21 protein-coding genes are annotated in these 21,155 nt (G+C 64.8%); 7 read left to right on the forward strand and 14 right to left on the reverse strand.

Annotated features, from left to right (window positions below; genetic code table 11):
- The first annotated feature begins 42 nt into the window (after positions 1-42).
- The 3 genes from AC0L3S_RS21655 to AC0L3S_RS21665 all read left to right on the forward strand — a co-directional run bounded on the left by AC0L3S_RS21655 (position 43) and on the right by AC0L3S_RS21665 (position 2,267).
- Positions 43-447, forward strand: a complete 405-nt coding sequence (locus AC0L3S_RS21655) for a DUF4260 domain-containing protein (protein WP_473263953.1) — start codon at positions 43-45, stop codon at positions 445-447.
- Between the two features lie 151 nt (positions 448-598).
- The gene (locus AC0L3S_RS21660) at positions 599-1,192 is read left to right on the forward strand and encodes a hypothetical protein (protein ID WP_473263954.1); all 594 of its coding nucleotides are present in this window, start codon (positions 599-601) and stop codon (positions 1,190-1,192) included.
- A gap of 79 nt (positions 1,193-1,271) precedes the next feature.
- On the forward strand, positions 1,272-2,267 hold the full coding sequence (locus AC0L3S_RS21665; RefSeq protein WP_473263955.1) for a dienelactone hydrolase family protein: 996 nt from the start codon (positions 1,272-1,274) through the stop codon (positions 2,265-2,267).
- A 144-nt stretch (positions 2,268-2,411) separates the two neighbouring features.
- Here AC0L3S_RS21665 and AC0L3S_RS21670 read toward each other — a convergent pair whose 3' ends face one another.
- The 5 genes from AC0L3S_RS21670 to AC0L3S_RS21690 all read right to left on the reverse strand — a co-directional run bounded on the left by AC0L3S_RS21670 (position 2,412) and on the right by AC0L3S_RS21690 (position 6,734).
- Positions 2,412-3,068, reverse strand: a complete 657-nt coding sequence (locus AC0L3S_RS21670) for a carboxymuconolactone decarboxylase family protein (RefSeq protein ID WP_473263956.1) — start codon at positions 3,066-3,068, stop codon at positions 2,412-2,414.
- Positions 3,069-3,131: 63 nt separating this feature from the next.
- Positions 3,132-3,950 carry a penicillin-binding transpeptidase domain-containing protein gene (locus tag AC0L3S_RS21675; RefSeq protein WP_473263958.1) on the reverse strand — a complete coding sequence of 273 codons (819 nt, stop codon included), beginning with the start codon at positions 3,948-3,950 and terminating at the stop codon, positions 3,132-3,134.
- 68 nt (positions 3,951-4,018) lie between these two features.
- Positions 4,019-4,279, reverse strand: coding sequence for an EscU/YscU/HrcU family type III secretion system export apparatus switch protein (locus AC0L3S_RS21680; RefSeq protein ID WP_007603059.1), 261 nt, complete (start codon positions 4,277-4,279; stop codon positions 4,019-4,021).
- Positions 4,276-5,883 (reverse strand): flagellar hook-length control protein FliK, encoded by a 1,608-nt coding sequence (gene fliK / locus AC0L3S_RS21685; RefSeq protein ID WP_473263960.1) that lies wholly within the window; start codon positions 5,881-5,883, stop codon positions 4,276-4,278. The genes AC0L3S_RS21680 and fliK overlap by 4 nt, the downstream gene beginning before the upstream one ends.
- A gap of 56 nt (positions 5,884-5,939) precedes the next feature.
- Positions 5,940-6,734, reverse strand: a complete 795-nt coding sequence (locus AC0L3S_RS21690; protein ID WP_473263962.1) for an ATP12 family chaperone protein — start codon at positions 6,732-6,734, stop codon at positions 5,940-5,942.
- 74 nt (positions 6,735-6,808) lie between these two features.
- On the opposite strand from AC0L3S_RS21690, the gene AC0L3S_RS21695 reads away from it, so the two are divergent.
- Both AC0L3S_RS21695 and AC0L3S_RS21700 read left to right on the forward strand, forming a co-directional pair.
- The gene (locus AC0L3S_RS21695) at positions 6,809-7,255 is read left to right on the forward strand and encodes a hypothetical protein (protein ID WP_473263964.1); all 447 of its coding nucleotides are present in this window, start codon (positions 6,809-6,811) and stop codon (positions 7,253-7,255) included.
- Positions 7,256-7,630: 375 nt separating this feature from the next.
- Entirely contained in the window at positions 7,631-8,953 is a 1,323-nt protein-coding gene (locus tag AC0L3S_RS21700) for a collagen-like triple helix repeat-containing protein (RefSeq protein ID WP_473281166.1), read from the forward strand.
- A 71-nt stretch (positions 8,954-9,024) separates the two neighbouring features.
- On the opposite strand, the gene AC0L3S_RS21705 is transcribed toward AC0L3S_RS21700, so the two are convergent.
- Genes AC0L3S_RS21705 through AC0L3S_RS21715 form a run of 3 tightly spaced genes read right to left on the reverse strand, consistent with a single transcriptional unit; the run spans position 9,025 to position 13,030 of the window.
- On the reverse strand, positions 9,025-10,239 hold the full coding sequence (locus AC0L3S_RS21705) for an RluA family pseudouridine synthase (protein ID WP_473263968.1): 1,215 nt from the start codon (positions 10,237-10,239) through the stop codon (positions 9,025-9,027).
- A gap of 56 nt (positions 10,240-10,295) precedes the next feature.
- Positions 10,296-11,627 (reverse strand): replication-associated recombination protein A, encoded by a 1,332-nt coding sequence (locus tag AC0L3S_RS21710; RefSeq protein WP_473263971.1) that lies wholly within the window; start codon positions 11,625-11,627, stop codon positions 10,296-10,298.
- A complete protein-coding gene (locus AC0L3S_RS21715; RefSeq protein WP_473263973.1) occupies positions 11,624-13,030 on the reverse strand; it encodes a DegQ family serine endoprotease in 1,407 nt (468 codons plus the stop codon). Before AC0L3S_RS21715 ends, AC0L3S_RS21710 begins: the two co-directional genes overlap by 4 nt.
- 310 nt (positions 13,031-13,340) lie before the next feature.
- Between AC0L3S_RS21715 and AC0L3S_RS21720 the strand changes: the two genes are divergently transcribed.
- Positions 13,341-14,954: an OprO/OprP family phosphate-selective porin gene (locus AC0L3S_RS21720; RefSeq protein WP_473281168.1), complete on the forward strand. Its 1,614-nt coding sequence runs from the start codon at positions 13,341-13,343 to the stop codon at positions 14,952-14,954.
- Positions 14,955-15,035: 81 nt separating this feature from the next.
- On the forward strand, positions 15,036-16,049 hold the full coding sequence (locus AC0L3S_RS21725) for a zinc-binding alcohol dehydrogenase family protein (RefSeq protein ID WP_473263977.1): 1,014 nt from the start codon (positions 15,036-15,038) through the stop codon (positions 16,047-16,049).
- A gap of 3 nt (positions 16,050-16,052) precedes the next feature.
- Here AC0L3S_RS21725 and AC0L3S_RS21730 read toward each other — a convergent pair whose 3' ends face one another.
- The 6 genes from AC0L3S_RS21730 to AC0L3S_RS21755 form a co-directional block, all read right to left on the reverse strand.
- The gene (locus AC0L3S_RS21730; RefSeq protein WP_473281170.1) at positions 16,053-17,381 is read right to left on the reverse strand and encodes a chloride channel protein; all 1,329 of its coding nucleotides are present in this window, start codon (positions 17,379-17,381) and stop codon (positions 16,053-16,055) included.
- Between the two features lie 56 nt (positions 17,382-17,437).
- Positions 17,438-17,734: a DUF1330 domain-containing protein gene (locus AC0L3S_RS21735; protein WP_473281172.1), complete on the reverse strand. Its 297-nt coding sequence runs from the start codon at positions 17,732-17,734 to the stop codon at positions 17,438-17,440.
- A 9-nt stretch (positions 17,735-17,743) separates the two neighbouring features.
- On the reverse strand, positions 17,744-18,532 hold the full coding sequence (locus AC0L3S_RS21740) for an SDR family NAD(P)-dependent oxidoreductase (RefSeq protein ID WP_473263980.1): 789 nt from the start codon (positions 18,530-18,532) through the stop codon (positions 17,744-17,746).
- A gap of 80 nt (positions 18,533-18,612) precedes the next feature.
- A complete protein-coding gene (locus AC0L3S_RS21745; RefSeq protein ID WP_473263981.1) occupies positions 18,613-19,452 on the reverse strand; it encodes a c-type cytochrome in 840 nt (279 codons plus the stop codon).
- A 119-nt stretch (positions 19,453-19,571) separates the two neighbouring features.
- Positions 19,572-19,988, reverse strand: coding sequence for a 50S ribosomal protein L17 (gene rplQ, locus AC0L3S_RS21750; protein WP_456769435.1), 417 nt, complete (start codon positions 19,986-19,988; stop codon positions 19,572-19,574).
- A 121-nt stretch (positions 19,989-20,109) separates the two neighbouring features.
- Positions 20,110-21,141, reverse strand: coding sequence for a DNA-directed RNA polymerase subunit alpha (locus tag AC0L3S_RS21755; RefSeq protein ID WP_007603046.1), 1,032 nt, complete (start codon positions 21,139-21,141; stop codon positions 20,110-20,112).
- Between the last annotated feature and the right edge of the window lie 14 nt (positions 21,142-21,155).

Raw genomic sequence — 21,155 nt, forward strand, 5'->3', positions numbered from 1 at the left:
GGAAAGCGCAAGGAATTTCAAAGTTTTGCCTGGGAGACGAGCATGACCGAAGGAACGGCGGAGATTGGCGCTGCGACGGGCGGCGTCAACATCCTGCTGCGGCTGGAGGGCCTGACCCTGTTTGTGGGGATGGTGATGCTCTACTGGGCCTGGGACGGCTCATGGCTGGTGTTCGCCCTGCTGTTCTTCGTCCCCGATCTCAGCTTCCTGGCATACCTGTCGGACGCCAAACTCGGCGCGATGGTCTACAACGCCGCCCACAGCTACATGGCGCCGGTCGCGCTGCTGACGCTCGGCTTCGGCCTCGCCTCGCCGCTCACCCTGTCCATCGCCTTGATCTGGCTCGCCCATATCGGCATCGACCGGGCGCTGGGCTATGGCTTGAAATATTCGGCCGGGTTCGGCTTCACCCATCTCGGCCGGATCGGCCGGCAGAAGGATACCTGACCGCCGCGCGCTGCCCGTAAATTTGGCGGCCCGGCCGGTTGACCGGGCGCGGCGATTCAGGCTTGCTCCAGGCTTGCGATCAGGCGCCGAATGTTGCGTGGGCTCAGTCGGTACGGCGGCGGTCATCATTTCCGGCTGCAAGCATCACCCCATGTCCGCGACGGTCGTTCCCCTGCCGCCGAACTCGTCGTCCGAAACCACCGACTTCCTGCGGCGCATGGCCAGCATGGTGTCGGGGCGGAACGGCGAGATGCTGCTGCGCGCGGCCGTGCTGATCGAGTCGCTGACGCAGCGGGCGATGTCGGCGGAACGCCTCTATCACCGGGAGCACGAGGAGAACACGCGCAACAGCGAGCTTCGCGAGGCCGGTGAGATGACGTCCGACGCCATGGTCAAGCAAATCGACGGGCTGCGCAGCCAGCTTGCCGAAGTCACCGCCGCCGCGGCGGCCGAGCGCGCGGCATTCGATGCCGAGCGCGGCAAGCTGCTCGGCTTGATGCAGCACGCCGAGAGCCATATCGGCCAGCTCACAAGCGAGCTGGAAACGCTGCACGCCTCGGTCGACAGCTTCAACGAGACCGCAATCTCCGTGCCGATCGAGGTGCTGCGGCTGGCGCGCACCCAGTTCGATTTCCTCTCCGCCGGCTTTGCGCGCAAGGGCGACGTCATCTCGCAGGCGATGAGCGAGATTGGCGGTTTTGCCATCGACCAGGCGCTGACGGTGAAGAAGGCCGATCCCGCCTGAGGCGAACCGCCGGCTTGCGTCAATTTGACAGCGCGCAGGCCTGTTGTTCTACTCACTGAAAATCACGGGGGAGGATCCGATGCCGACGGCATTCCGCGCCGCCATGGCGCTCTGCATTTCAACGCTATTCGCCGGCATGGGCGCCAACGCGCAATCGCTTCCCAGGGAAGTCGCCACCCGCGCCGAGATCTACCCGATCCCCTCGCTCACCCTCTCCGACCAGCAATTCCTCAGCGGCGACGCCGCGGCCGGAAGGCCGGTGACGGTCGCCGGCGAACTCCGCGTGGCGCAAGGCAGCGGAAAACTCCCCGTCGTGGTGCTGATGCACGGCTCGAGCGGCGTCGGCGCCACCACCGAAGCCTGGGTGCACGCGTTCAACGCCATGGGCATCTCGACCTTCGTGATCGACGGCTTTACCGGCCGCGGGCTGACGGTGGTGGGGCCGAACCAGGCCCTGCTCGGCCGGCTCAACCTCGTCATCGACATCTATCGCTCGCTGGAGATCCTCGCAAAACATCCCCGCGTCGATCCAGATCGCATCGTGCTGATGGGCTTTTCACGCGGCGGACAAGCGACGCTCTATGCGAGCCTCAACCGCTTCCACAAGCTCTGGAACAAGTCCGGCATCCAGTTCGCCGCCTACATTCCGTTCTATCCGGATTGCTCGACGACCTATCAGAACGACACGGACGTCGCCGCGCGCCCGATCCGCATCTTCCACGGCACCCCCGACGACTACAATCCCGTCAAGAGCTGCAAGGCCTTCGTCGAGCGGCTCAAGACGGGCGGCCGCGACGTGGTGCTGACCGAATATCCCGACAGTGCGCACGGCTTCGACAGTGGGCTGCTCGGCGTCAAGACGGTTGCCGTGTCCACGGGTGCGCAGACCGTGCGCAATTGCCAGATCAAGGAAGGCGATGGTGGCGTGCTGATGAATGCCGATACGAAAGCGCCGTTCACCTACCAGGATTCCTGCGTCGAGCTCAATCCGCATGTCGGCGGCAATCCAGCGACAGCCGCCGAGTCGCGCAAGGCCGTGGAGGGATTTTTGCAGGCGCTGTTCAAGCTGAGCTGAGAAGCAGCTCGGCCTGCATGGTTCGAGACGCCCGCTTTGCGGGCTCCTCACCATGAGGGTCTGACTTCTTGCCGCACAACAAGACCTCATCCCTGAGGAGCCCGCGAAGCAGGCGTCTCGAAGGATAGCCACAACGAACCTTCCCTACGGCTCGCCCGCCTTGAACGGCTCCTGCTTGTCCGGCGGCACGGTCTCCTCCGCCATTGCCAGCAGCATCGCGACCATCACGTAATTGCCGGCGACCGCGGTGAGATCGACGATCTGCTGATCGTTAAACGCCTTCTTCGCCCGCGCGTAGGTCTCGTCAGAAACCTTCCTGGTCGTGGTGAGCTCGGTGACGAAGTCGTAGACGACGGCCTCGTCCTCGGCCATCTTCGCAGGCCGCTTATTGGCCTTCAGCTCCGCGATGATGTCGGGCGACAGGCCCGCCTTCGCGGCGAGCGGCGCATGGGCGTACCACTCCACCTGCGAGCGCCATTGCCGCCCGATGATCAGGATCGCGAACTCGTTGAGTTTTGTCGGGACCGAGGTTTCCCAGCGCAGATAGTGGAACAGGTCGAACAGGCGCTGGCCGAGCACCGGGCTGCGGATCATCGGATTGTAGGGACCGCCGATGCCGACGCTCGAGACCTTCATGATCTGCTCGCCGAGCGGCTTCTGCTTCGCGTCGAGCTGGTCCATCGTGAGTTGCGGAAAGCGCGGCTCCCTGCTGCTGGCGGGGCCGGCAAACATCGTGGCGGCGAGCCAGCCGCCCGTGGCGGCAAGCGTGAGCGACGACAGCCAGAGCGGCGTTGAGTTCATGTTGTCCTCCCGGTTTTTCTTTGACCCGGAGGATGCTAGTCGAGCGGCGCCAGCGCGTGTGCGCTAGACGGCGCCGATCTCGGCAAGGCAGGCTTGCGTCAGCGGCATGCGCTCGCCGACCAGACGCGGCTCCTTGCAGTCCATATTGAGCGCGAACACGGTGTGCGCTTCGCCCTTCTCGGCCCAGCCCACCATCCAGCCAAGCGACGGCTCGCCGCGCTCGGCGCCAAGCAGCCCGGACTTGGCGCGAATGACGCTATCGCCGACCTTGGTCACCGGCAGGATGTCAGCGACGAGATCCTGGCTGCGTTTGGAGATCGGCAGCGCGCGGCGGCGCAGCCGGTCGACGAAATCGACCTGCTCGACCGGATCGATGCGCAAGGCGCCGGTGAGCCAGAACTGGTCGATGCCGTCGCCGATGTCGCGGTTGCCATAGTCGAACAGATCGACGTATTTCTGCATACGCTCTTGCCCGATGCGGCGCGCGATCTCCTGATAGACCGGCACCGCGCTCACGAGAATCGCGCTGCGCAGCGTGTGATCCTTGTTCCAGGCCTCGATCGGACGCTTCACGCCATCCCAGGGAAATACGTCCTTGTCGGGATCGGCGACGACGCCAGTTTCGAGCGCGATTAGCGAGTTCGGTATCTTGAAGGTCGAAGCCGGCAGCTTCGCCTCGCCCGAACGTTCCTTGTCGCTCGCAACGATCAGATAATCCTCGACCTTGTAGCCGACGAACGTCCCGGCCGTGCCGAGGTCGGTGAAGCGCTTTGCGAGGCTGTCACGAATCTCGTTCCGCGGCGGCGCGACATGGGCGAATCCGCGCGATGGCAAAGCGGCAGCTGCAGCGAGAAGGCCGAGGGTGGAACGGCGGGTGAGCACTGGCGTGTCCGTTTACGCGATGAAGAAGGCCCGACCATGCAACCGCTTTCGTGGTGAAACGATGACAGCTACCGCCTCCCCGACAGCCGCAGCACGAACACCAGCACTTCGGCGACGGCCTTGTAGAGGTCGGGCGGGATCTCCTCGCCGAGTTCGACCTTGGAGAGCGCGCCGGCCAGGATCTCGTTCTCCTCGATCGGGATGTCGTTGGCCTTCGCGATCTCGACGATTTTTTCGCCGATCGTGCCCTTGCCCTTGGCGACGACGACGGGCGCGTTGCTGCCCTTCTCGTAATGAAGCGCAATCGCAAGCTTCGACGGGTCGCTCATGTGGCGCGATCCAGGAAGTGGCCAGCGCGGGCCGGAGTGGGCTGTGGCGGGGTGCCATCGCGGACCAGGATGTCGCCGGGCTTGAGCTCGGCTCTGGTCAGGGCCTGGTTGAGCTCACCGATTCCGGCGCGAAGCTGCTGTGCGGTCGTCGGCCGCTCCGCCCACATCCGCACGAAGGTCTTGTCACCGTTGAGCGTGATCAAAGCGTGCACGGGTCCGGCCGGCTCGACGTTGAGTGTGAACCGCGCGCGCCAGGCGCGCCTGGCGGGGTCGGCGGATTCATTGCCGCCGTCGCGCGAGATCTCGAACTGCGCCATTGCCGTCCCCTGCGGCGTAGCGAACGGAATCTCGAAATTCCACTGCGGCACGGTCGGATCAATCCTGTGACCGCTGGCGTCGGTGCGATCGGGGAGCGAAGCAACCTGCAGCAAGGTCTGGCGCGCGATCGCGGCATCGGTGTCGTCGAGCAGGCGACGCACGGTCGCAGCGAGCGGCGTATCTGGTACGAGTGACGGCGAGGCGATGTATTGCGGCGACGGCAACGCTCCGCGAACCGGTGGTGGCGTCGCGCGCGCGGCGGCTTCGAAAAAATGTCCGTCGGGCACGGCTTTGTTCGAGCCCGGCAAATTACCCGTCATGCGCGGCAGGTTTTGCGTGAGTTCTTGCAGGAGGCTCGCGGCAAGGCCTTCGGTCATGGCCCGCGGCACCGCGGGCTGCGGAGCACTGCCAGCGATGTCCGCCAACACAGAGGCCGCGAGATTGACACTGTGCGGCATTTGCGGTGGTTGGGCGATCTCGGGTTCGGTTGTCGGCAATGCGGCCTGCGCGGCCTGCGTCTGCGCGGCAGCAAGCTGCGGTGTCGCCACGGTACCAGCTGGAAGGGCGGCACCTTGCGCCTGTGGCGCGGTCGCCTCGAGCGTCGTCAGCGTCTGGCGCAGCACCAGCAGCGCGGCTTTCAAATCCGGCATCGTTCCGGAGGACGGAGTCACGCCTGCGGCGAGCGAGGCCTCGAGGAGCAGCCCGGACTTCTGGAACGCGGATTCGATGTCGCCGCCGTCGAGCCCGGTGTTGAGCGGCGTCTGCTGCGCCAGCACGCCCAGCATCGCCTGCTTCAGCCCCACTGGAAGATCGCTGCCGGTGACGACCGCGGCCAGATTGGCGAACAGCGGCGCCTGGCTGCCCTGCTTTGTGACCGCCTCGGCCGAGGCCGTCGTGACAGCAGCCTGTTCGGACGGGGTCAGGGTATTGCGGGCCGCGCCCGCTGACGGCGCAATCGGCGGGCTGTCCACCAGGGAGGCCGCAGCCGGCGTCAGCGTGACCTGATCGGCGGTCGCCTCGCCTGCCCCGCCCATGACGGCGAGCCGGATCGTGCCGCCGTTTTGCGACACCGCAAGCTGGAGATTTTGTCCCGGTGTCAGCGCCACCTCGGACATCACATCCATCGAGAGGTTGGCGATCGCGATCCGCACCAGATTATCGGCGAGCACGCTGACGACTCTTGCGTCGACCACGCTGCCGGCCTGCAGCACAAGATCGGGCGTCGCCGCGTCAGCAACAGGGCTGGCGGCACTGACGGGAACGATCGAACTTATCGGCGTCGGCATCGCGAGGGGCCCGGGAAGCGCAGGTCCTACCCTAAGGCCGCCTCGTAAACCTCTCGTTAAGGACCTCCGACCGCTGGCGGCCTCACCGCGGTCAAAACCGCCACGGCAGCCTCGAAATCCCGCAGGCGGGCGGCGCGGCGGCCGGCCGCTTCGTCGTCCACGCCCCATTTCTCGGCATTCCAGTCCTCGTCGACATAAGCCGCCGCCCAGACCTGATTGGCGTCGCGCACGCCATGGGCCAGTGCCAGCGCCAGCAGCGCCGAGCCGGTCAGGGTGGTGATCACGTGGAGGGCGGCGATCGACCAGGCATCTCCCGGCAGCGCCGCACGCGCGGCCTGGAGCGCCTCCTCCGGCTGCGTCACATGCATGACGCCTTCGGACAGGATGAAATGCGCGCCCAGCGTCTCCGCGGCCCAGAACAGCACGGGATCCCAATGCGCGGCCTCCCGGGCGACAAGTCCCTCGGGATGGCCGGCGCGATAGAACAGCAGATCGGACTGAAGATATTTTGCAAGGTCGTCCGTGACGAGATCGACGCGGTCGACGACGCCCTCGACCACGCTGTTGGCGATCCGCGTCAGCGGCATGGTCAACGGATTGATCGTCTCTTTCTGATCCGCCCATTCCGCGGCCACTGCGTGGGCTAGCGCGCGCGAGGGGATCACCACCTGGCGGCCAGAGGGCGTTCGGACCGGCTTGCCATCGAGGGTGATGGCGAAGCCGCCCTCGGCCTCGGTTACCCGAACCTCCTTATAGAAACGCTTGCGCAACGGCACGCGCAAGGCCTGGCGGACCGCCTCTTGCGGATCGAGCGGGGATCGCCCCGCAACTTCATCGAACAATTCGCGCATCTGGTTTTCGGCCCTGATCACTCAATGCTAGGCTTGTAAGGTAAGAGCGGCGACCGATAAAGCGAGCGGCAGGTATGAGGGAACTTGCGGGCATTGTGGCTCTGTTCGCCGGGTTTTGGCCGGCCGCGGCGCAGGCCGGATTTCGGACTCCGGAATCGGTGGTCCGCAATGTCTACGCTCATTACGGCCAGGGCGCGCCGGAGCTCTCAAAAGGCCTGCCGCGGGATGCCGCCACCGCCCGGCAATTCTTCGACCCCTCCTTGCGCAAGGTGTGGTCCGCGCCGCGAGTCGAGCCCTACGATTTCCTGGTGCAGAGCCCGAGCTGGAAGCTCGGCCCGGTCGCGATCGCGGTCGTTCGCAGGCAATACGACAAGACCTATGTCGCGGCGAATTTCGACAACCGCGGCCGGCCGCTCAGGCTGAACTTCATCCTGGTGAACGGCCCGGAGGGCTGGCTGATCACGGATGTCGAGAGCCCGCACGACAGCTTGCGGATGTTTCTCGAGCAGTTTCGGAATTGAGGTAGGTCTATCCGATCTGCCGCTTCGTCGGCTGCTCAGTTGCTTCGATGGAGCGTCTTTGAGGTGCGGCAGGTTGCGTCAGCATGTCCCGGCAGGTAACACACAAGAAGAGACTTCTTCCGCCGAGATCCCGGCCAAGCGCCTCCCGTTCCGTCGGCGGGAACGGCCAAAGTCACGGGACCAAGGCCGTCGATCTGGCCAAGGCAATAGACGTTGCGCGCGAGAGCCACTAAAGGTTGGAAAAGAACTGGTGGACGATCAATGCCGGTGAGTTTCACTGATGGCCGCCACAGTCGACGTCAGACCGGGCTAGTTTTGGTTGCTCCCACCATGTCATGGGCACGAACGAGTCAGCTTTGGATGATTTGCTAGAGGATGGACCAGGAGACATCGAGCAAATGGCTATTGCAGCCGCTAGAGGAATGGTCGGGAAATAAGCAGCCCGTCAGGTCCGTTCTGTTGGGCATTTTGGTGTGTTCCGGCGCCATCATGATCCTCTTGCACGGGATCGGGCTCGGATCGTGGTCAAGCGCCGCGGTGCTAATTTGCCCGCTGGTCGGTCTTGTCGCCATGGGCCACTTCCGGAATACGATCTGGGATTCCGTTTTCCTCCTGTTCGTGCTTTGGCTTGGCATTTCTACCGTCGTCAACGGCCCAGGGCCTCTGAAGGAGGAAGCCCTACTTATCCTCGCCTTGGCGGCTTATCCCGCAGCTCGGTTGTCTGGCACGACCGGGCGGCCATTTTTCGCGGTGCTCGGTCTGGTCGGGTTCCTTGGCCTGGCGTGCATCGTAGTGGCGCTCCGAGATCAATGGAGCGATCTCCACGGGAAACCATTGGTCTTCGGCACTTTTGATGCCGCTCCGGCCCAGATTTCCGTTTGCTTTGCTCTTCTGCTGGCTGGTCTCGTCGCCTCACACCTCAATCGCTTATGGTTGGTTATCGGCTACATATCTGCCGGCGTGGTATTTGCCATCTTGGCGGCGTCACTCCTGCGTTTTTCCATTGTGGCGCTGCTATGCACGTTAGCCTGCGAAGCTGCTATCTCTCGCCGCACGCGAGCTAAGGCACTCGTCGCCATCTTGGTGGTTTCGACCTCCTGGGCCGCCGGGTACTATACTCGCGTCGCTACCGCCGAGCGTCTCGCCGTCGCCATATCGGCGTCTCCTCCTGCTGAGGTGGGCTCTCCTGCTGAGGTGGGCGCTCCGGGCGAGCTCGGTCCTCGGGGTGAGGTTGGTCCTCAGGTTCAGGTCGGTCCTCGGGGTGAGGCCGGTCCTCAGGCTGAGGCCGGTCCTCGAGGTGAGGCCGGCACAGCGGCGTGCGGCGACCTAAAACAATATAATTCTGTCCTGACACGAAAGAAGCTCATCAGCGACGTAGCCAGCGCGATACCTCGCGCGGGGATCTTTGGTCACGGCCTTTCGAGCTTCACCCAGATGACGTGCCTAGGCATGGAAACCCACCTCAGCCTTGCCCAGGTTGTCATTGAGTTCGGATGGCTGGCTGGCGTGCTGCTTGGATTTATAGCGCTTGGAGCGCTTGCCATGACCGCTCGCCTGGAACGAGCCGAGGCCAGATTTGCCTTCATGGGTTTCCTTTTCGTGGCAATGCTAAGCTTTGCTCATGGCGATCTGGCGCGAGACGGGCTGCTTTTCCTGTTCTTGGGCTACCTCGTACGAATTTCGGAGCCGCAACCGTAGCAGTGGCGTCTGACCGGTTTCGCAAGGCGGTACGAATGAACGTAGCCAGCCAACTTGCGCGCCATACTTGATTACTCTTCCGGCGCGTTCTCGATCGGATCAAACCGGCTCGCATCGAGCCCGAGCAGGTTCCATGACTGCTGCATATGCTGCGGCAGCGGCGCGGTGGCATCAATGAAGCCGCCGCGGGGATGCGGGATGACGATGCGGCGCGCCAGCAGGTGCAGCCGGTTTTGCAGGCCGCCCGGCAGTTGCCAGTTCTCGATATTGAAATATTTGGGATCGCCGACGATGGGGTGGCCGATATGTTCCATGTGGGCGCGCAGCTGGTGGGTGCGCCCCGTCACCGGCTTCAGCGACACCCAGGTCAGCTTGTTGCCGGCGGTCTCGACCACCGCATAGTACGTGACCGCGTGGCTTGCGCCCTCGTCGCCATGCTGGGCGATGCGCATGATGGTGTCGTCTTCGCTCTCCTCCTTGGCAAGGAATGTCGAGATGCGGCCCTGCTTCGGTTTCGGTAGCCCCGGCACCAGCGCCCAATAGGTTTTTCGCGCCGACCGCGAACGAAAGGCGCCGGTCAGATGCGAGGCGGCAAAGCGGGTCTTGGCGATCAGGAGACAGCCCGACGTCTCCCTGTCGATGCGGTGCACGAGGCGCGGCTTCTGGCCCTTGGAGTCGCGCATCACCTCGAGCATCTGGTCGATGTGTCGCGTCATGCCCGAGCCGCCCTGCACGGCAAGTCCGGCCGGCTTGTTCAGCACGAGAACGTCGTCGTCCTCGTAAATCGTCATCTCCTTCAGCGCCGCAAGTGTCTTTTGCGCCGCCTCCGACTGCGGGTTGGGTGCCTTCGGCGTGTCGAGCTTCAGCGGCGGAATGCGGACGCTCTGGCCCTCCTCCAGCCGGTCCTTGCTGTCGACGCGCTTGCCGTCGACGCGCAGTTCGCCTTTGCGAACGACGCGCTGAATGTGGGAGAACGACAGGCCGGGAAAGTGCGCTTCAAGGAAGCGATCGACGCGCATGTTGTTCTCGTCGGCCGTCACCTTGACGGTCTGCACCTTGGTCGGCAGCAATGCCTCGACGGGCTTTGCCGGTGCAGCCTTTTCCGGTTCGGCTTTGGGCGCGCGCCGCTCGACGCGCTCGCTGGCAAAGCGCGGCGCCTTCGCGCCCGGCTTGCCGCCCGGCCGCAGCCCAGCAGGCTTCGCGCTGCGCGCCTGGAACGGGCGCGCCTCCTTGCGCTCATCGCGCGAACGGGGCTTTGGATCGGTTCTTTTGATGCGGCGGCTCATGGTGCCTGCCTAGCTCAAAAGCGGCCTCGCGTCACGGCGAAATGGCGATTTTGGCTTCAGCCACCCCGCTCCTTGCGCAACTTGGCCCAATAATCCAGCCGCTTCCTGATCTCCCGCTCGAACCCGCGGTCCGGCGGGTCGTAGAAGGTCTGGCGGCCCAGGGCTTCCGGGAAGTAATCCTGGCCGGAGAAGGCGTCGGGCGTGTCGTGGTCGTATTCGTAAGATGCGCCGTAGCCTTCCGACTTCATCAGCTTGGTCGGCGAGTTGAGGATATGTTTCGGCGGCAGCAGCGAGCCGGCCTGCTTTGCGACCTGCATCGCCTTGCCGAAGGCGGTGTAGACGGCATTCGATTTCGGCGCGGTGGCGAGATAGACCACCGCCTGCGCGATCGCGAGCTCGCCCTCGGGGTGACCGAGGAAGTCGAAAGCGTCCTTGGCTGCGTTGGCGATGACCAGCGCCTGCGGATCGGCAAGCCCGATATCCTCGACCGCCATGCGCACGACACGGCGCGCCAGGAACAGCGGATCCTCGCCGGCGTCCAACATGCGCGCGAGATAATACAGCGCGGCATCGGGATCGGAGCCCCGCACCGACTTATGCAGCGCCGAGATCAAATTGTAATGGCCGTCGGCCGACTTGTCGTAGATGGGCGCGCGGCGCTGCAAAATCTCCTGCAACTGCGCGGCGTCGAAAATCTCGTCCTTGCGCGCGGCGCGCCAGACTTCCTCGACGAGCGTCAGCGACGCGCGGCCGTCGCCATCGGCCATGCGCACCAGCACGGCGCGCGCTTCCTCGTCGAGCGGCAGCTTGCGGCCCTCGATCTCCTCGGCATGCGCAAACAGCTTTTCGATCGCGGCCGCGTCGAGCGAGCGAAACACCAGCACGCGCGCCCGGGACAGAAGCGCCGCGTTGAGCTCGAAGGACGGATTTTCGGTGGTGGCGCCGACCATCACCACCGTGCCGTCTTCCATGACGGGCAGAAACGAATCCTGCTGGGCGCGGTTGAAGCGATGCACCTCGTCGACGAACAGCAGCGTGCCCTTGCCCATCTCGCGGCGTGCGCGCGCGGCCTCAAAGGCCTTCTTCAAATCGGCGACGCCGGAGAACACCGCGGAGATCTGCTCGAAATGCAAATCGGTGGCGTCCGCGAGCAGCCTTGCGACCGTGGTCTTGCCAGTGCCGGGCGGGCCCCAGAACACCAGCGAGCCCAGCGTGCGCGTCTCCAGCATGCGCGTCAGCGCGCCGTCGGGACCCAGGATGTGATCCTGGCCGACGACCTCCGAAAGCGCGCGCGGCCGCAGCCGATCCGGCAGCGGATGCGGAGCCTCGTGATCGAGCCCCGCCGCGGCGAAGAGAGTTGGCGTCTCCTGTGGTCGCTTCGGACTCATCCGCCCAGCGTGACGTTGATCTGCTGGCCGCCACGCACCAGCGTGATGCGCCAGATGCGCTGGCGCTCGGCCGCCGCCTTTTCGAGATCGCTGGTCTTGCTGATCTTCTGGTTGTTGACGGCCAGGATGACATCGCCCTTCTGGAAGCCGACATTCGCGGCCGCGCTGTCGCCGCCGAGATCGGTGACCACGACGCCTTCGGTGTCGGCGTCCAGATGCAGCTCGTCGGCGAGCGCCGGGGTGATGGTCGAGACCTTCGCGCCCTGGAGAGGCGAGCGCGCGGTGATGACGAGCTCGTTGCGGCCGGCATCGGGCGCGGCGTCCAGCGCCACCGTCAACTTGACCGGCTTGCCGCCGCGCTGCACGTCGATCTGCGCCGTGCCGCCGAGCGGCCGTGTGGCGAAGCGATAGTCGAAGGCGTTTGGATCATCCACGGTCTGGCCGTCGATCGAGACGATCAGGTCGGAGGATTTCAGCCCGGCCTTGGCCGCCGGTCCGTTCGGAACGACGCTTGCGACCAGCGCACCGGTCGGCGAACGCAGGCCGAGACTCTCGGCGATCTCCGGCGTCACCGCCTGCAATTTCGCCCCGAGCCAGGGTCGCTTCACCGCCTTGCCGCCGCCCTTCGCGGAGGCGACGACGACGCGCACCATGTTGGCGGGGATCGCGAAGCCGATGCCCTGCGAGCCGCCGGAGCGCGAATAGATCGCGGTGTTGATGCCCGCGAGCCTGCCGTTCATGTCGACCAACGCGCCGCCGGAATTGCCAGGATTAATCGCCGCGTCGGTCTGGATGAAAAACTGGTAGTCGGTGATACCGACCTGCGTGCGCGCCAAGGCCGAGATGATGCCGTGAGTCACGGTCTGGCCGACGCCGAAGGGATTGCCGATCGCCATCACGACGTCGCCGACCATCAGCTCGTCCGAATTGGTGAATTCGAGAGCCGGAAACTTCTCCTTGGTGTCCTTCAGGCGCAGCACCGCGAGATCGCTGCGAGAGTCCTTCAGCACGATCTCGGCCTCGAACTCACGCTTGTCCGACAGCGACACCTTGACCTGGTCGGCGCCTTCGATGACGTGGACGTTGGTGACAACGAGTCCCGACGCATCGACGATCACGCCCGAACCAAGCGAGCGCTGCACCTGTTCCTGTTGCTGGCCGGGCACGCCGAAGAAGCGGCGGAAGATCGGGTCGTCGAGCAGCGGGTTGCGATTCTGCACCACCTTGGCGGCATAGACGTTGACGACCGCCGGCTGCACCCGCTGCACGATCGGCGCATAGGACAGCCGCAGTTCGGCGGGCGAGGACGGCACTCGGCGGTCCTGCGCGGCGGCCGGATTGAAATTGGCCGAAAAGGCTATGCACAGTGCCGTGACGACGGCGCTCCAGGTCGATCGAAACATTCCTACCTCTTGGAAAAGACGCCGGAATATAGGCGCGTTCGCCCGCCAATAGAAGGGCGCCCGGCGCGATATTCGACCCCCTTTTGGTGTGTCCCGCCTGCAAGCTCTGCGTGCGAAATTGCAATTTGCCGGGGCTGCCGATTGGCATGATGTGCGTCATCTTGCATGGTGGTGCTAGGCGGATTCGGTTGCGGCGAATTTACACCAGTGGGAACCGCGCAACCGGGCGCAGCGTCGCGGAGCAGTCATCGATCGTACCTAGGCTCTCCGCCAGCGACTTGGGAAGTTCGTCAACCGATGGAGTCATGACGTGAGCAGGACAAGAATTGCATCCACAGCGATTGGTCTCGCCGCCGCGCTGGCAGCCTCGCAGGCCCAGGCTCAATCGGCGAGCAGCAGCGACCAGGAGATCGCGCTCCTGAAGCAGCAGTTGAAGATGCTGGAGCAGAAGCTCGACAAGCTCCAGAGCCAGACCGCGGCGAACACTGCCGCTGCAGCAAAGGCCAGGACCGAAGCCAAGGCGGATGCGAAAGCTGAGGCGCGGTCCGAAGCGAAGGCCGTCGTCGCCAACGCCAACGCGGCGATCCCGCTCAAGGGACCGGCGCCTGCCTCCGGCGTCCTCGTGACGATGCCGAACAATCGGCCGACCATCTGCACTGCCGATGGGGCAAACTGCGTCGGGATCACAGGTCGAGTGCATTGGGACGCCGGCGGCTACGACTATCGGCCCAACACGGCCGCAACCGTGCCGCAGAAACTCGATAGCGGCGAGAACGTCCGCCGCGCGCGCATCGGTCTCGCCGGCAAGTTCTTCAACGACTGGAATTTCGCGCTGGTCTACGACTTCGGCGGCTCCTCCGACGGGTTTGGCGGCGCAGCTCCGGGTTCGCTGCCCGGCGGCGGCGTCTCCGGCATCGAGAACGCCTATCTCAGCTATACCGGCCTGAAACCGTTCGGCGGCAAGATGGCCATCGAAGGCGGCATCATGGACCTGCCCTACACTCTCGATGAAGCCACGAGCTCCAACGACATCATGTTCATGGAGCGCGCCTCGGCCGGCATCATCGCGACCAGCATCGCCGCGGGCGACTTCCGCTCGGCTGTCGGCACGCGCTGGTACAACGACCAGCTCTGGATCGGCGGCTATGTCACGGGACCCTCGACCGGCGCGATCCATTCGGCGTCGAGCGCAGCACCGAACGGTGCCTCCGAGCAGTATGGCGCCGTCGCCCGCGTTGCCGGCCAGGTCGTCAGCGGCAAGGATTACTCGCTGCATCTTGGCGGAAACGCCGAATGGCTGATCCAGCCGTCGCGCAACATGGTGACGGGTGCGCAGGCGGTCACGCTCAGCGATCGTCCGGAACTGCGCATCGATCCCACGTCACTAGCTACGACCGGCGCAATCGCCAATGCCTCCGGCGCGCAGGTCTACAGCGTCGAAGCGGCCGCCACTTATGGACCACTGATCCTGCAAGGCGAGTATTTCTGGTACAACATCGATCGCAGCGCCAACACCGGCCTGCCGCCGCTGGGTGCGCCGAGCCTCAAATTCCAGGGCGGCTACGCGCAGGCCGGCTACGTGCTGACGGGCGAGGGTCGCAGCTATAATGCGGCGAATGCGGCCTATGGCGGCGTCAAGCCGGCGCACCCGTTCTCGCTCGAGGGCGGCGGCTGGGGCGCGTGGGAAGTCGCGGGACGCTTCTCCACGATCGACCTCAACGATCAGCTCGGGACCGCCACCGGCATCGCGGGCGGCCGGCAGACCGTCTACACGGCGGCGCTGAACTGGTACGTCAACGGCAACGTCCGTTTCATGCTGGACTATCTGCATGGCACGGTGTCAAGGCAGGCCTCGCCGATCTCGACCGCCGATGTCGGCTCGAAGTTCGATGCGGTCGCGATGCGGACGCAGTTCGCGTTCTAGGTCTCGCCTGTCGTCCCGGGGGCGCGCAAAAAACGCGAACCCGGGACCCAGCACCTGCAACACTTTCGAAGGAGACAAGCCATGAAGGCCGTCGGCTACAAGAAATCGCTTCCGATCGAGGATCAGGACGCGCTGTTCGATTTCGAGACCGCCAAGCCCGAACCCAAGGGCCGTGATATCCGCGTCGCCGTAAAGGCGATCTCGGCCAATCCGGTCGACTACAAGGTGCGCAAGCGCGCCGCCCCGCCCGAGGGCGAGACCAAGATTCTGGGCTATGACGCGGCAGGCGTGGTCGATGCCGTGGGGCCTGACGTCTCGCTGTTCAAGCCGGGCGATGAGGTATTTTACGCCGGCTCGATCCTGCGCCAGGGTACCAATTCCGAATTCCACCTTGTCGACGAGCGTATCGTCGGCAACAAGCCGAAGAGCCTGTCGTTCGCGCAGGCCGCCGCCCTTCCCCTCACCTCCATCACCGCCTGGGAGCTGTTGTTCGATCGGCTCGGTGCGGTGCCCGGCAAGAGTGTCGATCCGCGCACGCTCTTGATCACCGGCGGCGCCGGCGGCGTCGGCTCGATCCTGATCCAGCTCGCCCGCCGCCTCACCGGCCTCACGGTGGTCGCGACCGCGACGCGGCCGGAATCGCAAAAATGGTGCCTCGATCTCGGCGCGCATGCGGTGATCGACCACGGCCAACCGATGAAGGAGCAGATCGAGAAGCTCATGCTGCCGCCGGTCGCGCTGGTGGCGAGCCTCACCTTCACCGACCAGCACTACAAGAGCATTGCCGACTTCATGGCGCCGCAGGGCAGGTTCGGCCTGATCGACGATCCCCCGGAATTCACTGTGAGCGCGTTCAAGGGCAAGGCAATTTCGGTGCATTGGGAATCGATGTTCACGCGCTCCTCGTTCCAGACCGCCGACATGATCGCGCAGCATCATCTGCTCAATGACGTCGCCGACCTCATCGACAAGGGCGTGCTGCGCACGACGCTCGACCAGACCTTCGGCACGATCAACGCGGCCAATCTCAAGCGGGCCCACGCGCTGCTCGAGAGCGGCAAGTCGCGCGGCAAGATCGTGCTGGAGGGGTGGTAGGTCTTAGCTCGAAGCGGGCGCCGCATTCGTCTCAGGCGGACGCGTCGCCCGCTCGATAAAGCCCTTGGCGAGCGCGTGGTAGATCCCCTCCTTGCAGATCATCCGCGATGTGGCATGTGCAATCAGGGCGGCGGCCATCAACGGCACCACCATGGCGTGGTTGTCGGTCATCTCGGTCACGATGACGAAAGCGGTGATCGGCGCCTGCACCACACCGGCAAAATACGAGACCATGCCGAGCAGCATGATCGCGCCGAGCGGAGCGTCGTGGAAGAAGGACGCGATATTGCTGCCGAGGCCGGCCCCAACGGCGAGTGACGGCGAAAAGATTCCGCCGGGTATGCCACTGATTGCCGCGAAGGTGGTGGCGAGAAGCTTGAGGATGCCGAAGTCCTGCGGCAGCGGTGCGCCCTGCTCCAGGGCCGTCTTTACCTGCTGGTAGCCTGTGCCATAGATCGTATCGCCGGAGACGATGCCGCAGATCGCGACTGCGAAGCCGCACACGAGCGCAAACCACAACGGGTGGCGCTTGACCGAACGCCCTAGCGGATGGGCGAAGCCGCGCGCCATCACGATGACGATACGGCTGAAGACGCCGCCGGCCACGCCACCAACCACGCCACACACCGGAACCGCCAGCCAGTCGGCACCGGGGGCTAGCGACATCGCACTGCTGCCGAAATAGGCGTAATTGCCCATCAGCGCGAGCGAGGTCAGACCGGCCGCGATCACCGCTGCGATGATGAGACTGCTGGTACGTGTCTCGAAAGCACGGCTCATCTCCTCGATGCCGAAGACGATCCCCGCCAGCGGCGTGTTGAAGGCGGCCGCGACGCCGGCGGCCGCGCCGGCCAGGATCAATCCGGGCTGGCGGCGTGGCGAGACGCGTCCGAGCGCGAACATGATGGAAGCGCCGACTTGAACGCTCGGTCCTTCCCGGCCGACGGAGCCACCGCATAGCAGGCCGAACAAGGTGAGGATCACCTTTCCGATCGCGATTCGGATCGAGACCAGGCTCTCGCGCGCCGCCTGGTCGGTCAGATGCCGCGCGGCGATCGCCTGGGGAATGCCGCTGCCCTGTGCGTTCGGGAACAGCCGGGTGGTCAGATAGGCCGAAAGCATGAAGCCGAGAGGTGTCACCGCCAGCACGGCGTAGCGCGACTTGGCCAACACCAGCGCGAAGGCGTGCTGGGCCAGATCGGCGAGCTGGGCCAGCACCACCGCCGCGGCGCCCACCCCGATCCCACCGAGCACGAAGATTGCCCGCCGCTGCCATCGCGCGGATGTCAGCCTGAACAGGCGTTTGTGGCGGGTCGACAGGGGCCAGAGCATGAAGCCGAGGTTTAGCCGGTCCCGCCGCGAATTGAAGGGCTTATCGAGCAGACCAGCTAGACTGGAACCACGCCCTCGACGAACATCAAGCGTCGCTCCAGCGCCGTCTGCTGCAGCTTCAGCGCTTCGGCGTATTCCGCCGACGCGTACCATTCCTGCGCCCGCGCCATCGATGGGAACTCCACGACGATGATGGTCTTGGGCGGCGGGCCGCCCTCCACCACCTCAGTGGCGCCGCCGCGCACGAGATAGCGGCCGCCATATTGCGCGATGGTTGCCGCGGCCAACGTGCGATAGGCCTCAATCGCGGCTCTGTCGCGTACCTCGACCTCGGAGATCACATAGGCCGACATGCGCAGGCCTCAGGCAATCGTGTTGACGATGCCGCCTTCCGCGCGCAGCGCCGCACCGTTGGTCGCGGAGGCTTCCTTCGAAGCTGCATAGACCACCATGTTGGCGATCTCGTCGACGCTGGCAAAGCGCTGGAGCAGCGAGCTTGGGCGATGCTGCTTGACGAAATTGGCCGCGGCCTCATCGACCGACTGGCCGTTCTGCTTGGCAAGATCCTTCACGAACGTCTCGACACCTTCCGACATTGTCGGGCCTGGCAGCACGGAATTGACGGTGACGCCTGTGCCGCGTGTGAGCTGCGCCAGGCCGCGCGCGACCGAGAGCTGCGCCGTCTTGCTCATGCCGTAGTGGATCATCTCGACGGGAATGTTGAGCCCGGACTCCGAGGAGATGAAGACGATTCGGCCCCAGTTGCGCTTGAGCATGCCCTTCATGTACGCGCGCGAGAGGCGCACGCCGCTCATCACATTGACCTCGAAAAAGCGGCTCCAGTCCTCATCCGGAATGTCGAAGAAGTCCTTCGGCTCGAAGATGCCGGCATTGTTGATGAGGATGTCGACGTCTGGCAGCGCCGCGGTAAGCGCCTTGCAGCCGGCAGCGGTCGAGACATCGGCGGCGATGCCGCGGACCTTTCCGCCCGCTCCCTCCAGCTTGCGCACGGCCGCATCGACCTTGTCCTGGCCGCGTCCGTTGATCACGACGCTCGCACCCGAGCCGGCAAGGCCTCTGGCGATGGCGTGGCCGATGCCGGCGGTCGAGCCGGTCACGAGGGCGGTCTTTCCGGAAAGGTCGATCTTCATGCTATGTCTCCATTAGAGCTGACGGAGATATCGTGAGCTGCAAGGGCGCGTGCAATCGCTCCTCACCGACGCGTGAGGATTCAGTTGTGAGGCGGAAGCGTCCTGAGAAACGCGACGATGGCATCGAGATCCTGGGCCGTCATGCTGGCATAGGCAGCATAGGCCATCGGCGGCTTCAGTTTGTGGCCGTCGCGTGCAATGCCTTGTGTAATCGCACGTTTGATTTCGTCGTCGCTCCACCCGCCGATGCCCGCGGCTGTATCCGCGGTGATGTTGGGAGAGACGGATTCACCCCACGGCCCCTTGAACGTCCGACCGCCCTTGCCGCTTGCTCCGGCGAAATCGTGCACGGCGGACGGGCCGTCCGGCGTGTGGCATTCCAGGCAATGGGCGATGGTCAGGAGATAGCGCCCACGCGCGAGCTTGTCGGACAGCTCAGCCTCGCTCGCTTGCTTGCCGGCGTAGGTCGGCATCTCCGGCTTCAGCATGATGCGGTACTCCGGCGCCGGCGTCTCGTGATGCACCGACGGCACCGAGTGCAAATAAGCTGCGAGCGCGTCGAGATCGCGGGTGGTGAGCACGGTGTAGAACGCGGTCGGCATGATCGGCGCGACCCTGGTTCCGTTCGGCCTGACGCCGCTGACGAGAAACCGCCTCAGCTCCGCGTCGGTCCAATTGCCGATGCCGGTGTCCTTGTCCGGTGTGATGTTGGAGCCAGAGACCTTGAAGGCGGGCTCGTCAAAAACCTGGCTGCCGCCGGAGAGCGCGCGAGAGAGATCGAGCCCTTGCGGCCCTCGCGGCGTGTGGCAGTTGTGGCAAACCATCACGCTGTTGACGAGATAGGCGCCGCGCTCGACCAGCGTCTCGCCAGAGGCCGGCGACATCAGCAGCGCCAGCGCAATCCCTGACACAATCCTCATCGAGAGCCCCCCGGCCGGAATCGCGTTCAACGAAACGATGCGCGGTATGAGATGCAGCCGCGCCATACAAAAAAGCGGCGCCCGAAGGCGCCGCTTTCTGAAACTCTCCGCCAGTCGGATTACGCCGCCTCGGCTTCCTTTTCCTGCACCGGGCCGGAGTCCTGGCCCTTGGCATCGACGTCGCGATCGACGAACTCGATCACGGCCATCGGGGCGTTGTCGCCGTAGCGGAAGCCGGCCTTGATGATGCGGGTGTAGCCACCCTGGCGATCCTTGTAGCGGGGCGCGAGCGTGTCGAACAGCTTCCTGACCTGATCCTTGTCGCGCATCTCGGAGATGGCCTGGCGACGCATGGACAGGCCGCCCTTCTTGCCGAGGGTGATCAGCTTCTCGACGATCGGACGCAATTCCTTCGCCTTCGGCAGCGTGGTGACGATCTGCTCGTGCTTGATCAGCGCGGCGCACATGTTCGCGAACATCGCGCGGCGATGCTCGGCGGTGCGGTTGAGCTTGCGATGAACCTTGCCGTGACGCATTTTATCTATTCCTTGAATTTCATTCGTCGCGACGGTTCGTCGGACCAGTTGCTCAGGTGGGCTGCCTGCGTTCGCCCGCTAAGGCGCGATGAATTCGCGCCTCAGCCTGTCGTCGTTCGGATCAGTAGTGATCCTCGAAGCGCTTGGCGAGCTCGTCGATGTTCTCCGGCGGCCAGCCCGGCACTTCCATGCCGAGGTGCAGACCCATCTGGGCCAGCACTTCCTTGATCTCGTTCAGCGACTTGCGGCCGAAGTTCGGAGTGCGGAGCATTTCCGCTTCGCTCTTCTGCACGAGGTCGCCGATGTAGACGATGTTGTCGTTCTTCAAGCAGTTGGCCGAACGCACCGACAGCTCGAGCTCGTCCACCTTCTTGAGGAAGGCCGGGTTGAAGGCGAGGTCGGGGATGATCTCCTGGGCGACTTCCTTGCGCGGCTCTTCGAAGTTGACGAACACGTTGAGCTGATCCTGCAGGATGCGCGCAGCGTAGGCCACGGAATCATCCGGCGTCAGCGCGCCGTTGGTCTCGATCGTCATGGTCAGCTTGTCGTAGTCGAGGATCTGGCCCTCGCGGGTGTTCTCGACCTTGTAGGAGACCTTGCGGACCGGCGAGTACAGGCTGTCGACCGGGATCAGGCCGATCGGCGCGTCCTCGGGACGGTTGCGCTCGGCGGGCACGTAGCCCTTGCCGGTTGCGACCGTGAACTCCATGCGGATCTCGGCGCCCTCGTCGAGCGTGCAGATCTGCAGGTCGGGATTGAGCACGACGACGTCGCCCACGGTCTGGATGTCGCCAGCGGTGACGACGCCCGGGCCGGACTTCTTGACGACCATGCGCTTGGGGCCTTCGCCCTGCATCTTGATCGAGATGTCCTTGATGTTGAGCACGATGTCGGTGACGTCCTCACGGACGCCCGCGATCGAGGAGAACTCGTGCAGCACGCCGTCGATGTGCACCGACTGCACCGCCGCGCCCTGGAGCGAGGACAGCAGGATGCGGCGCAGCGCGTTGCCGAGCGTCTGGCCGAAACCGCGCTCGAGCGGCTCGGCGACGATGGTCGCGAAACGGGTCGGATCGCTGCCGGGCTGTACCTGCAGCTTGTTCGGCCGAATCAGTTCTTGCCAATTTTTCTGGATCGTCACTGTTTCACCCATACAGGCCAGTCAGA

The organism is Bradyrhizobium sp. Ken01, from assembly GCF_055807355.1.

Coding starts and splice junctions, on each gene's coding strand:
- AC0L3S_RS21655 (WP_473263953.1), top strand. CDS start 43: ATGACCGAAGGAACGGCGGAGATTGGCGCTGCGACGGGCGGCGTCAAC.
- AC0L3S_RS21660 (WP_473263954.1), top strand. CDS start 599: ATGTCCGCGACGGTCGTTCCCCTGCCGCCGAACTCGTCGTCCGAAACC.
- AC0L3S_RS21665 (WP_473263955.1), top strand. CDS start 1,272: ATGCCGACGGCATTCCGCGCCGCCATGGCGCTCTGCATTTCAACGCTA.
- AC0L3S_RS21670 (WP_473263956.1), bottom strand. CDS start 3,068: ATGAACTCAACGCCGCTCTGGCTGTCGTCGCTCACGCTTGCCGCCACG.
- AC0L3S_RS21680 (WP_007603059.1), bottom strand. CDS start 4,279: ATGAGCGACCCGTCGAAGCTTGCGATTGCGCTTCATTACGAGAAGGGC.
- fliK (WP_473263960.1), bottom strand. CDS start 5,883: ATGCCGACGCCGATAAGTTCGATCGTTCCCGTCAGTGCCGCCAGCCCT.
- AC0L3S_RS21690 (WP_473263962.1), bottom strand. CDS start 6,734: ATGCGCGAATTGTTCGATGAAGTTGCGGGGCGATCCCCGCTCGATCCG.
- AC0L3S_RS21695 (WP_473263964.1), top strand. CDS start 6,809: ATGAGGGAACTTGCGGGCATTGTGGCTCTGTTCGCCGGGTTTTGGCCG.
- AC0L3S_RS21700 (WP_473281166.1), top strand. CDS start 7,631: ATGGACCAGGAGACATCGAGCAAATGGCTATTGCAGCCGCTAGAGGAA.
- AC0L3S_RS21705 (WP_473263968.1), bottom strand. CDS start 10,239: ATGAGCCGCCGCATCAAAAGAACCGATCCAAAGCCCCGTTCGCGCGAT.
- AC0L3S_RS21710 (WP_473263971.1), bottom strand. CDS start 11,627: ATGAGTCCGAAGCGACCACAGGAGACGCCAACTCTCTTCGCCGCGGCG.
- AC0L3S_RS21715 (WP_473263973.1), bottom strand. CDS start 13,030: ATGTTTCGATCGACCTGGAGCGCCGTCGTCACGGCACTGTGCATAGCC.
- AC0L3S_RS21725 (WP_473263977.1), top strand. CDS start 15,036: ATGAAGGCCGTCGGCTACAAGAAATCGCTTCCGATCGAGGATCAGGAC.
- AC0L3S_RS21730 (WP_473281170.1), bottom strand. CDS start 17,381: ATGCTCTGGCCCCTGTCGACCCGCCACAAACGCCTGTTCAGGCTGACA.
- AC0L3S_RS21735 (WP_473281172.1), bottom strand. CDS start 17,734: ATGTCGGCCTATGTGATCTCCGAGGTCGAGGTACGCGACAGAGCCGCG.
- AC0L3S_RS21740 (WP_473263980.1), bottom strand. CDS start 18,532: ATGAAGATCGACCTTTCCGGAAAGACCGCCCTCGTGACCGGCTCGACC.
- AC0L3S_RS21745 (WP_473263981.1), bottom strand. CDS start 19,452: ATGAGGATTGTGTCAGGGATTGCGCTGGCGCTGCTGATGTCGCCGGCC.
- rplQ (WP_456769435.1), bottom strand. CDS start 19,988: ATGCGTCACGGCAAGGTTCATCGCAAGCTCAACCGCACCGCCGAGCAT.
- AC0L3S_RS21755 (WP_007603046.1), bottom strand. CDS start 21,141: ATGGGTGAAACAGTGACGATCCAGAAAAATTGGCAAGAACTGATTCGG.